Here is a 13,482-nt window from a genome sequence, read left to right as displayed (position 1 = left end):
CCTCTACATACTTTACGGGCTGATATTGACTACTCTTATTGCACGGCAAAAACAGTTTACGGCATTCTAGGCATCAAAGTTTGGGTGTTTAAGGGAGAAATTATCCCCGGACAGGAAGAAACTCCGCACCCACTCAGCACACGTGAACCTCGTCGCCGTCAAGAACAACGCCGCCGCCAGCAATTTGAAGACCGTCGTCAAAAATTTGGAACGCATCCTGACACTGGAGAAACCGTAACTTCTAAGCCAAAAACAAAAAAGGAAAGGGATATACTGTTTCCAAATCCTTACCAACCGCCAGTAAAGCAAGATTTCATGGATAAGATCGATGCTTACATAATATATACATTCCAGTTGATAAGTAAGGGAATTAAACCGGAAATTGAAATAGTCACAGAAAGCCAAACAAATATTATTCGTATCCCCATGCTGATATATGTAAATAGCATTGATTGGGATTCTAGAGATACACCAGATTTTCAAAGTACATTCCGAATGGGTCAAATTGTGGGATGTTTTGGTAGCTGGGATACAGTCGAAGCATTACAAGCTGATCCATCTGTTATATCTGTTGAAGCTAGCAAACCAGGATTAGACTGGGAAAGTAATTCACAAAACTTTTCTTTAGATAGCAATACTGATTCATCAACTTATTCAACTATTTCTTCTATTAAAGCTGACACAATACATCAAATCCCTGAAAAGGGAGACAAAGCGTTGATTGCCATCATTGACAGTGGTATTGATTTGCTTCATAAAGCATTTCTTGGCTCAACTGAAAATAGCACAAGAATTTTAGCAATTTGGGATCAAACTGATGATACTGGCCCAAGCCCTAATATCCCTGCAATGTTTAGAAAAGGCACTGAGTATAAGCAAGGTCAAATTAATCAGTATATTCGAGATAACATAGTACCTGATCAACTTGGGAGAGATCCTAATGGACATGGAACTCATGTGGCAAGCATTGCTGCCGGAAAACCTGTTGGTGAATTTTGTGGTGGAGTTGCACCCGAAGCAAAAATTATTGTGGTCAAAATAGATCCAAAAGATGCCATAGGAGAACCAATGGCGCATGGAGCTGCGCTTCAATATATCAAGTATGTTGCAGCCCAAGAGAAGCTACCCGTTGTTGTTAACATAAGCCAAGGTATTAATGCCGCGGCTCATGATGGTAAATCGATATTTGAATGTTTGTATGAAAGCTTCTTGCATAATGAAGGAATTTCCATTCCCCAACCTGGACATTTAGTGGTTAAGTCTGCTGGAAATGAGCGTAATACCAAACTACATACAAGAATCAATGTATTACCTAGACAACGCCATTTTTTTCGATGGCAATCAACACCCATTCGCAGAAATGAAGATTTGATTCAGTTTTGGTTTGATTCAAGTATGAATTTAGAATTCTGCTTAAAAACTCCATCAGGTGATTTTAACGAAAGTATTTGTTCAGATAATTTAACAGAAATACCTGAACCTATAAAGTTACCAGAAGGTAACACTTGCCATATTTCATACAAAAGATTGCATCGCACTAATGGAAAAAGTTTGCTCCAAATAATTATTAATAAAGGAGAAGGGCAGTATATTCAACGAGGTTGGTGGCAGCTTGAAGTCTGGAATATTTCCAAAAATGCTAAAAATAATGTTATCCATGCTTGGATTGAAATTGGTGTTCGTGGCACAGTACTTTTTGAAGAAGCAGAGCAAGAAATTACATTAACTATTCCTGGTACAGCAGAAAATGTAATTACTGTAAGTTCAGTAGATATAGATAATAAAAACAGTTTTTTTAATCCATCTCAAGATTCATCTTATGGGCCAACTCTTGACAATAGAGAAAAGCCAGATATAGCTGCTCCTGGAGTTAATATTTTAGGAGCTATGTCTGGTACAAACAACGAATTTGTAAAAAAGAGTGGGACTAGTTATGCAGCTCCTCATGTAACAGGTGCAATAGCTCTTTTGCTATCAGCAATTGCTAAGCAGCACTCAGTCAATACAAATTTGGAAATGCCAAATGTAATGCAAATTCAATCTTTATTGATAAAAACAACACAGTACAGTAGTGGTAATTGGGATAAGTGTGTTGGATATGGTGTTTTAGATGTTCAAAAATTTTTTCAAGAAGGGATTAATGAGATGTTGTGAAGTACTGGATAGTAGTACCTGATATGCTTATTTTGGTATTGCATAGTTGATCGCAGTTTGATTTTGCATTACTCCTTACTATTAGCTATTGCACTAGTTTTAGATAATTAGCTCCAAGTCATAATTGTTTATTTAGGAGGGATTTTGCTAAATGACAAAAAAGGAAAAAACCAATTATTTCGTAGAGACGTTGCATTGCAACGTTTCTACAGTCAACGATAATTGGTCGTTTTACCGAAAATAAATCGGATTTTTGCTATTGCTAAATCGATGCTCTAGTGGTGTTAGAGCGAGTGCTTTTGGGTTAATTAGAGAATGACTTTAGTAATAGCTGCCCGATTTACGATGTTCTAGAGCAGTGACGCCCTCATTTTCTAATACTTCTCCTTTATCTACTACGGCATAAATTAACCACCTGTCACCACATTCGAGTTGATTTGTTACCGTACATTCTAAATAAGCTAATGCCTCATTCAAAATTAGACAACCATTAAGAGCAGTTTGTGTGGAAAGATTAGCAAACGGATTATCTCCTAAAGTACTTTGACGAGAAAAATAGCGCCGGATATTTCTGCCTTCTTTGAGGATATTCAGCACAAATTTATCACCGGGATGACGCATTAAATCTGCATTCTGTTCTTGAGCCACAGCAATCATGATTCCTGGTGGGTTAAAAGTTGCTTGAGATACCCAAGAAGTTAAAACCCCTTTGTGGGTTTCTTCGTCACGAGTTGTTACAACACACAAAGAACCAATGATCCGCCCTACTGCTTGTTCGGTACGATCTACTTGGGTTTCTGTCAAAACTTGGCGGGGAGTACGCAGTTTCTTTGTTTTCTTCAAGTTTTGGGCAAATGAAGCACCTGCTTGTTGACACTGTTGTAGAATCTCAGGAGTAGGGCTAAAGCGGACTCGGATTGTTTCAAACCCTAAACGGTAATTGGCATCTTTGAGCTTGCCTTCTAATACATCAATTGCCTCTCCACTCCAACCGTAGGAACCAAACACACCTGCTAACTTAGTTTTAGCTGCTGATGAGAGGGCTATTCCTAAAGCAGTTTGAATTTGAGTTGGTGCATGACCGCCTAAAGTAGGTGAGCCGATAATAAATCCATCGCAAGCTTCTACAATGCGGGTTATCTCTGTAGAATCTGCTAGTTCACAGTTTATCGATTCTACATTGACTCCATTTTCAATCAAACCTTGAGCGATCGCATTAGCCAAAGTTGCAGTATTTCCATAAGCAGAGGCATAGAGTAAAGCAACACTCAACTCTTGAGATTTTTGCCCTTGACACCATTGACGGTAATCATAAGTAAAACGACTCAGGCTGTAACGCACAACCGGGCCATGAGCCGGAGCATAACATTTTGCTCCAAAAACTGAAAATTTCTCTAAAGCAACTTCGACTTGTTTCGCTTGAGGCGCATGAAGACAATCAAAATAATAGTGACGTTCCGCATCTAATCCCTTCCAATCTTCATCAAACAGGGAATCTTCACAAATATGAGCGCCAAAAAACTTGTCTGTGTAAAGAATTTTGGTAATGGGATCGTAGGTACAAAGTCCATCCGCCCAACGAGGAGTCGGTACAGTAATAAATGACAGATAATGTCCCTGTCCTAAATCCAGAGTATCCTCGGAACGCACTGATTGAATGCGTGATTCCCATTCAGGAAATGCTGTTTTTATGGCATTAGCTGCGGGACGAGAACAAATTAAAGTAGCTTGAGTAGCTTGAGAAAGCAACACTTTTAAGGTTGCTCTGCGGTTGGGGTTGACATGACCGAGAATGATGTAATCTAAGGTATTGAAATCTAGATGTTGTGCGAGTTGCTCAAGGTAAATTTCGGTAAAAGATTCACCGGGAGGGTCAATTAAAGCTTTTTTATCACCTTGGATTAAATAAGAATTTGCTGTAGTTCCGCGTTGACGAGAATACTCAACTTCAAATTTTAGTCGTTCCCAAGTTCGCGATCGCAAGATTAGGGTATCTTTACCAATTTCAACAACTTGCACATCTCTTTTACGGTTGGGCGTTAAAGTAGCAACAGACATAGTAAACCTCTTTGGGGACTGGGGATTGGGGGTTGGGGGTTGGGGTTAGAGGAGAGATAATAGGGAATAATCGGCGTTGCATAAACAAGATATAAAATTTATGTATTGAGATCTAAAACTCCTCATTCTCTCTGCGCCTCTGTCTTGGAAAGTTCTGTTCGCCGGAAACCGGCGCACCCTGCGGGATCTTGCTACAGACTTTCCGCTGCGTGTTAGCGTAGCGGGGCGTAGCCCAATAAATCATCCTGCAAATATGCAACGCCGAATAATCTGTACCCTATTCCCGGCCATTGGTTTGGGCTAATTCTGATTTGACGCGATTTTTATAGCGTTTAGATACTTCTTGTTCAGGATCTATGCCATCAAAGGTGGGGGGTAGCCAAACTCGGAGTATCAGTAGTACTCCCAGAACTAATAAGAAAGCACAAGTTGCTAAAACTTGACTCCAACTTGTTTCTAGAACACCTTTAACGATGACTTCTCGCAAGGCGGAAACGATGGAAACTTCAACAGCTACCCCAATAGATACTCGATGTTCTTGTAGGTAAATAATCAGCAGTCGGAATAACTCAACCAAGATGAGTAAAAACAGAATATCGGCGGTAACAGCATGAAAATCTAGAGGAGGAAGCAGGGAGAGAAACATATCTCTCACCTGAAGCACCATGAAGCTAAATAAACCGATACACAAGGAAATTACAATTACATCTTGAATAAATTCCAAGGTTCGCACGACGCGCCCTCGATTGATTTCGTACATAGTAATTGGGGTATTTTCACCAGTCTTGTACATAGGAAGAAGGGGGAAGGGGAGCAGAGGGGCGGAGGGGCAGGGGGGCAGAGGGAGAATAAATACTGACTCTTGACCCTTGTACAGACGCGATTAATCGCGTCTCTACTCTTGACAGACGCGATTAATCACGTCTCTACTCTTGACAAATGACTCTTTAGTAATGATTGCCAATTTTGCGGTGATGGACAGCAGTAAGTGCGTTTACTTTGGCAATTCGTCCGGTTTGGACTGTGCTGTAAATTACCCAATGATCACCGCAATCCATGCGGCTAGTAATTTCACATTCCATATAAGCTAGAGCTTCAGCTAAGATGGGAGATTCATTAGTAGCAGGGTATGTTTTCACACCAGCAAAACGATCTGCGCCAGGAGCAAAACGCTTGAGGAAATGTTTCATTAATCCTTGATAGTTTCCTTCTTCTAAAACGTTTAAAACAAAGCGATCGCCAACATGCATAAAAGATTCAATTGCCCGCTCTTTAGCTACTGCGATCGCTACTCCTAAAGGATTAAGACTTGCTTGTGTCACCCAAGAAGCGAACATTGCACTTTGAATCTCTCCTTTTTTAGCGGTGATAATATACAATCCTGTGCTGATCCGTCCTAAAGATTTTTCCAGATCTGTATTGATAGATTTGATTTCTTTAATTGTGCGATCGCGGGTCAACCATTGACCCATATCTGTTCCCGCTTCATCACAAAGTTGTTCGGTTGCTTGTGTCGGATTTTCTTTGACTAAGATAGGAGGAAAAGCTTCAATTAATCCTAGTTCTTGAAACTTATTACGTAAGGGATAAAGCGGTTCATCTTCTCCCCCTCCCGACTCTAATAAACCAACTGCTTGCTTATTATGAACAGCAGCTAAGATGGTACTCAAAGCAGCTTGAGCCGTTACTGAAAATTGAGAAGGCATTGCAATGATTAAACCAGAAGCTTGTGCGACTAACTCTCGAATTTCTTGAGGCTCGGTGCTATTTAAATCTACTAATTCTACTGCTACGCCTGTTTTCGCGCATCCATGTGCTGTGGTACGCACTAAATGCTCACTAAATCCGTAATCTTCAACGTAAAATAAGGCTACTAATGTCTCTGTTTTCGCTTGTTCTAAGCTCCAGCTTTGATACCGTCCGAGCCAATCTGAAATATAGTGTTGCAGTAAAGGGCCATGTCCCGTTGCAACAGTTGCGATTTCTAACTTTTCAATTCGCTTTAAAGCAGCCAATACAGACCGTGCATTGGGCCCCATGAGACAATCATAATAATATGCAAAATCTTCTTCTATTGAAGTGAGATTTTCATCGTATGTATGGTCATCACAGTAGTGCATCCCAAACACATCACAGGTGTAGAGAGTGCAAGTTTTGTGGTCATAAGTAAAAATTGTGTCAGGCCAGTGTAAGTTCGGTGCAGAGATAAATTCTAATACGTGTCCGTTACCTAAATCTAAGCGTTCTCCACTTTTTACCTGTATAGATTTAAAGGGCTGGTGAACCATATTTTCTAAAAATTGAATAGCTACCTTAGCACCAACAACGGTAATCGAGGGAGCTAATTGTAAAATATTTTTCACTAAGCCACTGTGATCGGGTTCTGTGTGACTAATAATCAAGTAGTCTATTGTAGTCGGATCAATTAATCCCGCCAGTATCTCAAGGTATAACTGCTCAAACTTGCGGTGAGAAGTGTCAATTAAAGCAATTTTTTCTCCCTTAATTAAGAAAGAATTATAAGTTGTCCCATTCCTTAAACCAAATTCGATATCAAAACGCTCTCTATCCCAATCGAGGCAACGAATAGCAGTAGTTTGGGGAGCAATTTCGACAGTTTCAATCGTCAAACGTCCTGGATTAGGAAGAACTTGAGTAGGCTGTGTGAGTGCAACCATTTGTTTTTTCCAAAAAGATATGATCTAGAGCAAGTGTTGTTCTTCTTATAGTTACCTGAAATACTCGATTAGTAAAATGCCAATTTCTAAGGCTATTCATTAGAAATATTTATTATTCATTCTGATAGAATCACCATTGAAATTACTCAATGTTTATCATTACTTTTATCCTTAAGAAGGAACGCGAGAGAGAATAACTTTCAAGTTAGATTGTTTACCCATGTCGTCTATGTTTCTTCCTCCTCCCATACAGCAGATTAACAGCGCGATCGCCGACCATGCTAATGTTGATTTGTATGTGCTGCGCCTCGACCTCATACATCCGTGGGTTAACGGCAACAAGTGGTTTAAGCTGAAGTACAACCTATTGGAAGCCAAACAAAAAAATTGTCCAACGCTGCTGACTTTCGGAGGTGCTTATTCTAACCACATCTATGCAACTGCGGCGGCTGGGAATCTTTTCGGTTTTCGCACCGTTGGCGTAATTCGTGGGGAGGAAAGGCTACCGCTGAACCCCACACTAAGTTTTGCAGTACAACAGGGTATGCAGCTTGTGTATCTCAACCGCGAGACGTATCGACAGCGGCACACAATAGCGGTATGTGAAGACTTACGGCAATGTTTTGGTGAAGTGTTTATCATCCCCGAAGGTGGCTGCAATTTGAACGGTGTGCGCGGCTGCACAGAGATAATTGACACAGCGGCGTTTGATACTATATGCGTGGCTTGTGGTACTGCTACTACATTGGCTGGGATTACGCTTTCGTTGCATCAAGGACAAAGAGTGATCGCTTTCCCCGTACTCAAAAATGGGTCATTTCTTGCACAAGAAATCGACAGCCTGTTGAGGAATTATCTCGCCTCTGGTTTACCTGCGCCAACGGAGCCAGGAGCTTGGGAAATGGTATGTGATTACCACTTCGGCGGCTATGCAAAGGTGAACGACGAACTGCTAAGGTTTAGCCAACAGTTTAGACAAGCACATGGCATACCCCTTGATTACGTATATACTGCCAAAATGTTTTATGGAGTGATGGATTTGCTACAGCAGGGATTTTTTGCTCAAAGCGATCGCCAAAGGCATCGTCTGCTGCTGGTACACACTGGTGGTTTGCAAGGCAATGTCGGCATGGAAGCGCGGCTATAAGAGGTTTAGAATCTTGTTCAAAAACAAAGTTGAGGTAGTGTAGCAATGCTTTTCAAGTTTTTAGCGCTCACTTAAGTATAGAAGGATTTAAAGAGGCTTCGCTTGGATCCTAGCTTGCACAAATACTTTGTTATTGTAAATTTATAGTGATATTATTGACTATGTGTTTATGTAAATACAACTAGTTTAATAATTACAACTTAGGATTAATTTTTATGATCATTAAAAGTGTTGAAATAGAAGGTTTTTGGGGTAAGTATAAGGCAAGATCAGATTTTTATCAAGATGTAACAATTTTTATTGGGTTCAACGGTACAGGTAAAACGACATTTATTAACTTGATTGTCGCAGTTTTATCAATAGATATTCAACAACTAGAAAACTTACAATTTAATTCAATTAATATAATTTTGATTGATCCTAAAAATAAAAACAGTCGTAGAACTATTAATGTTTTACGAGAACAAAATGAACAATCTTCACTTATAAGTATTTTTAAATACAAAATTGGAAATAAAGTATATCGCATATTTGGTGAAGTCCGTTATCGAAGAGTTGGTTCAGATAAAGAAGTAATGTATCGAATGCCTTCCTCCGTTCGTGAACAATATATGGATTTAAAGCAAGAGCTTTCTAGTTTAGTAGAAATTTCTCAAATATCAGTTTATAGACAGTCTACTAGTGAAACTATGGATATAGATCCTCGGCAAAGGACTACCGCCGTTGATGATCGATTACAACAACTTCTCCATAAGTTTGCCATCTATCAATTAAAGCTAGAAGCACAACTTAATGAAGAGTCAAAGTTGTTTCAAAAGGAAACAATCGCTTCACTACTTTATAACGAAGAATTTGATAAATTTGATGAAAACAACCTAGATAATATTGCAGAAATAGACCTCAACACTGAAGAAAATAAACTTTCTCGAGCGTTTGAAGAACTAGGTATTAAGGGTAAAACAAATCAAATTAAAAATCATATAAATAAATTGAGAGATGCAATACAGGGGCTTAAAGAAGCGCTGAGTGAAGGTAAGAAAGATATAGCTCCAGCGGATGTTTTCGCTTTACCATTGATCAGTAGAACCAATAAAATTATTGACTTACTAAATAGTTCGGAAGAAGCTAAAAAGAAAATTGCCGAGCCTAGACAAAAATTTTTTGATACTCTTCAAGAATTTATGAGAGGTAAGAAATTTCGTTATGATAACAAAACAAGTAGATTTACTTTTTTTTTGGATAAGGATAATTCCATAAATTTAGAATTACTAAGTTTATCTTCAGGAGAAAAACAATTATTAATTCAGTTTATAGAGGTACTCTTACAAGAAAGAAAAAGCACAATTTTCATTGCTGATGAGCCTGAACTTTCACTTCATGTAACTTGGCAAGAAAAGCTTTTAAAAGCTCTTAGAGAGCTAAATAATAATGCTCAACTTATTGTAGCTACTCATTCACCAGATATTGTAGCTGACTTTAGAAACAATGTAATAAATATGGAGGAAGTTGTTAATGTTCATTAGAACATCGTCTGGCATTAAAAATAGTGACTTGTTCACTTATAATAATGAATATATCATATATGTTGAAGGAGAAGATGATGGGCCTTTCTGGAAGCAACTATTTCCTGATTATGTTGATGGATACAAGCCTAAATTTAAACATGTGGGAGGAAAAAAAGAGATAAAAAAGTATTTAGATGAACTATTAATATCTGATGCTAAATTCATAGTAGCCATAGACAGTGACTATAATTTTATTATGGGTAAATCATATAATCATATTAATAATAGAGTATTAGAAACGCAAACACATAGTATAGAGAATTTAATGTTATGTTCTTCAAATATTAGACGTTTAATTCAAAATTTATCAAAAAATACAGATTATGATTCAGTAAAAGTTGAAATTTGGTTGCAACATTTTAATGAAGCAATATATTCTCTTATGGTAGCAGATTATATTATAGAATGTAATCCAATTTGCACAAAAAAATGTATGGGCGATCAATGCCGTCGTTTTCTTAAAAAGAATAATATTCCTGAATTTTCTCAAGATATAATTAATACATATATACAGACATTGGAATTGCCTGAAGATGATTTGTCCAATAATAAAGATAAACTCAGAGATTACAAACCTAGCTTACATGCTAGAGGACATTTCTTTTTTAGTGCGGTTCACTGTTTTGTCATAAATGAAGTAAGGAAAATATCTCAAAAACATCCTACTATTTCATTAGAGGCCTTTTACTCAATGTCCATAGAATCCTGTCATTGGTGCTTTAAAGAAAACTCAATACTTGAAAAACTTCGTGAGAGAGCAATCGCCGCTGCTCAGGAGCTTGTACAACTACTAAGAAGTTCCTAAACATCAATTCTTCTCACACGACTGTCCCGTATTCCCAAATCAAGAATGGGCTTCACAGTATTAGAAATATTTTCCAATAGCACTGCTTCACCCACAATGAGATGGAGAAGTTACGTCCCAAATACAGAATTAAAATGTTGATACATAAACTTTAGTTACTGTATTTTCAAGCTCCTTTTTTTGAACTTTGACAACAGTAAATACAAAAGTCCCGCTACTATCAACGATGCTGAAAATGTTGGTTCTGGAACAGGTTGAGTATTGTGTCCAGGCTGGTAAGCGATGCCATTTCCTTGATTTGGGTTGAGGGATGCTAAAAGCCGTTGAATGTCGGTAGATATATTCTTGCCATTAATATTAGTACCTTTAGAAAGGATGAGTCGGTTAAACGTTTGGGCGTCTGATACTTCCAAGTTTCCTGTTAACCCCACAAAATCTTTACCTATTTTGCCTATGAGGGAGTTAATCAGGTTGTCAACATCAGTTTTGCTTCCTTCTGGAAACGACTCTAAACCACCAATAGTTGTGTTGTCACCATCTACTAGCCAGTTGCCATTACCAACAACTTTATTGCCACTAGTAAAAATCCAATTGCCATTACCAATAACAGTGTTGTTACTACCAAAGTCCCAGTTGCCGTTACCAATGGTTGCGTTATCTTTTCCGAATTGCCAATTACCATTACCTAGGGTGGCGTTATTACTTCCGTCGTCCCAATACCAATTACCGTTACCAAGGGTTGCGTTATCTTTTCCGAATAGCCAATTGCCATTACCTATAGTTGCGTTGTTATTATTAAAGTTCCAGTTGCCATTGCCAATTGTGGCGCTATCACTACCATAGTTGGAGTTGAAATTACCTATAGTTGCGTTGTTATTACCAAAGTTCCTATTACCATTACCAACGGGTGCATTGCTCGCATTAAAGGTTGGCTTAGCAGTATTGGAGGTGTTACCGCTAAAGGGTATGTTGTTACCAAGAACTTCTTTCAACGGATCAAATGGCGATTGTTGAGGCAGACTTCCAGCACCAGCAAACGGGTTACTACCACCGCCAGAAATGGGAGTACTTCCACCAGCAAATGGGTTGCTACCACTGCCAGAAATGGGAGCATTCCCACCAGCAAACGGGTTGCCTCCGCTTGCCAATGCTTTGTTAGTATCTTTGAAAAAGTCTTCACCTAGAACCAGCTTCAAGCGATTAGAGACTAATTGCTGAATCTTACTACCAGCGTCACCTGCAAACGGGTTGATACCGCCACCTGGAATGTTACTGCTATTCGCGCCAGAGGCATTGCCAGTGCCACCTAAAAAATCTAAACTCTCAAAAGGCGATCGCGAAGATAAATTACCACCAGATGAGGTATTACCTCCACCATTTATCGAGTTGATAGTAGACGTTTTCATCAGCAATGATTCTCCTATTTTTAATTCAACAATTTAACAAAACAGAGAAATATCAAAAATGGCAAGTTTGAAATCTAATTTAGAATATTATTTATTTTTTGCTTGTCTTTAATAGAATTTTTTAATAGTTAAATATAATCACTTAATTGCATAAAAGTTTATATTAAAATAATTCACACAAGAGTTTTGATGACAGTAATGAAACTGTCATCAATTCATAGTAAAAACGAACTTAAAAATCCAAATTTTTACTCATGGGTAGCATCATAATCTGACTAAGCAAACGGATTGCTGCCACCTGCAAACGGATTATCGCCACCGCCTGCAATAGGATTGCTGCCACCTGCGAACGGATTATCACCACCACCTGCGAACGGATTATTGCCACCGCCTGCAATAGGATTGCTGCCGCCTGCGAACGGGTTACTGCCGCCTGCAAACGGATTGCTACCGCCAGATGAATTACCACCACTAGCCCAAGGGTTTCTACCACCAGTAAACACGCTGCCTTCAGCACGCGGATTACCAAGGTTAGCAAAGGGATTACCGCCATATGCAGCATTACCACCAGACGGGTTGCTACCAGTACCAAACGGGTTGTTACCACCACCAGACGGGTTGCTGCCAGTACCAAACGGGTTCTCGCCACTACCAAACGGGTTCTCGCCACCACCAACAGCGCTGCCAAAACCCTTGAGTATGGTGTCTGAATCTACGCCTGGAATGTCAAACAAGACACCAAAGGGTGATTGCCGAAGTAGCTCACTAGGATCATTAGTAGAGGAGTTGCCACTACCAGCATTATTAGAATCTGCCATCAGGATTAATCCTCCTATCATTAGGGTATGAATCTTGTTAACGTGACAACATTAGATAGACAGAGTAAGCCTAATTCGTAATTTTTTCACTGTTTTTCTTGTTGCCAGAGCTAGTTAATAGCTCTTACTTGATTAAGGTAGTTTTGTTACCTTATGGAAAGTAGATAGTCAGTTTGTAATCAATGCTACTTTCACTTAACAATTTAGGTAATTTAATCTCTAACTACAATGAAAAATATGTTGATATATTTACCAGTTCTTTAGATCTTTTTATAAGACAAAGCAGAGAAAGTGACTAATTTATCTGTATTAAAAATATTATCTGATTCTGCGTATGATATTGCAATGAAAAATATTTTGATATATTTGTCAATTCTTTAGATCTTTTACAACTAGATTCCCAACTTCTCAAAGAAGTCGGGAATCTAAGTCAGCCTAAAGTTTATGTTTTTCTGCTAACCAAGTGAATAAGACAATACCACATAAATCAGCGGCTAAGTCAACTAAATCAAAGCTGCGATGAGGTGTAAATAGTTGAATTGTCTCATCAATTATACAAAAAAGTATTACAATCAGCGGTGCAAGTGGCAGAGAAATATTTAAGAATTGAATTTTACGTTTGTTTAAGGCAAGATGACTTAAGTAAGCAGCGATTCCTAATAATAAGAAATGCAAGATTGTATCGTAATAGGGAAATTGTGATAATTCTGATGGGATGACTTTTAGGTAGGCTGATATAGAAATTGACATTAAAATCCCAAAGTAAACCCAAAATGCCAAAACCCAACGCTGATTAAATTTCATTTTGATGAATTTAAAAGGTGGTTATGACTACAAATACAACAAAGAGC

10 protein-coding genes and 1 pseudogene are annotated in these 13,482 nt (G+C 38.5%); 5 read left to right on the top strand and 6 right to left on the bottom strand.

Translation table 11 applies throughout. From position 1 onward, the window contains the following. Positions 1–195, top strand: a pseudogene (locus FNW02_RS38745) (30S ribosomal protein S3); the annotation flags it as partial. A 120-nt stretch (positions 196–315) separates the two neighbouring features. Further along, a complete protein-coding gene (locus tag FNW02_RS17235; protein WP_348535413.1) occupies positions 316–2,154 on the top strand; it encodes a S8 family serine peptidase in 1,839 nt (612 codons plus the stop codon). A gap of 321 nt (positions 2,155–2,475) precedes the next feature. Here the strand turns inward: FNW02_RS17235 and FNW02_RS17230 are convergent, their stop codons facing one another. The 3 genes from FNW02_RS17230 to FNW02_RS17220 all read right to left on the bottom strand — a co-directional run bounded on the left by FNW02_RS17230 (position 2,476) and on the right by FNW02_RS17220 (position 6,890). Continuing rightward, on the bottom strand, positions 2,476–4,212 hold the full coding sequence (locus FNW02_RS17230; RefSeq protein ID WP_191758730.1) for a diflavin flavoprotein: 1,737 nt from the start codon (positions 4,210–4,212) through the stop codon (positions 2,476–2,478). 277 nt (positions 4,213–4,489) lie between these two features. Further along, complete coding sequence (locus FNW02_RS17225; RefSeq protein ID WP_191758729.1) at positions 4,490–5,005, bottom strand: phosphate-starvation-inducible PsiE family protein; 516 nt, start codon at positions 5,003–5,005, stop codon at positions 4,490–4,492. A gap of 154 nt (positions 5,006–5,159) precedes the next feature. Continuing rightward, positions 5,160–6,890, bottom strand: a complete 1,731-nt coding sequence (locus tag FNW02_RS17220) for a diflavin flavoprotein (protein WP_191758728.1) — start codon at positions 6,888–6,890, stop codon at positions 5,160–5,162. A 220-nt stretch (positions 6,891–7,110) separates the two neighbouring features. On the opposite strand from FNW02_RS17220, the gene FNW02_RS17215 reads away from it, so the two are divergent. The 3 genes from FNW02_RS17215 (at position 7,111) to FNW02_RS17205 (ending at position 10,407) form a co-directional block, all read left to right on the top strand. Continuing rightward, complete coding sequence (locus FNW02_RS17215; protein ID WP_191758727.1) at positions 7,111–8,037, top strand: 1-aminocyclopropane-1-carboxylate deaminase/D-cysteine desulfhydrase; 927 nt, start codon at positions 7,111–7,113, stop codon at positions 8,035–8,037. Between the two features lie 215 nt (positions 8,038–8,252). Beyond that, complete coding sequence (locus FNW02_RS17210; RefSeq protein ID WP_191758726.1) at positions 8,253–9,560, top strand: AAA family ATPase; 1,308 nt, start codon at positions 8,253–8,255, stop codon at positions 9,558–9,560. Further along, positions 9,550–10,407, top strand: coding sequence for a DUF4435 domain-containing protein (locus tag FNW02_RS17205; protein ID WP_191758725.1), 858 nt, complete (start codon positions 9,550–9,552; stop codon positions 10,405–10,407). Before FNW02_RS17210 ends, FNW02_RS17205 begins: the two co-directional genes overlap by 11 nt. A gap of 155 nt (positions 10,408–10,562) precedes the next feature. On the opposite strand, the gene FNW02_RS17200 is transcribed toward FNW02_RS17205, so the two are convergent. From FNW02_RS17200 to FNW02_RS17190, 3 genes are all read right to left on the bottom strand, one after another. Continuing rightward, positions 10,563–11,813: a hypothetical protein gene (locus FNW02_RS17200; protein ID WP_191758724.1), complete on the bottom strand. Its 1,251-nt coding sequence runs from the start codon at positions 11,811–11,813 to the stop codon at positions 10,563–10,565. 275 nt (positions 11,814–12,088) lie between these two features. After that, positions 12,089–12,631 (bottom strand): hypothetical protein, encoded by a 543-nt coding sequence (locus FNW02_RS17195; protein WP_191758723.1) that lies wholly within the window; start codon positions 12,629–12,631, stop codon positions 12,089–12,091. Positions 12,632–13,066: 435 nt separating this feature from the next. Further along, positions 13,067–13,435: a VanZ family protein gene (locus tag FNW02_RS17190; protein ID WP_191758722.1), complete on the bottom strand. Its 369-nt coding sequence runs from the start codon at positions 13,433–13,435 to the stop codon at positions 13,067–13,069. Positions 13,436–13,482 lie beyond the last annotated feature (47 nt).

It is taken from the genome of Komarekiella delphini-convector SJRDD-AB1 (genome assembly GCF_014831675.1).
Classification (GTDB): domain Bacteria; phylum Cyanobacteriota; class Cyanobacteriia; order Cyanobacteriales; family Nostocaceae; genus Komarekiella.
The sequence above is the reverse complement of the archived record's forward strand: the minus strand, read 5'-3'. Positions and strand labels throughout refer to the sequence as shown.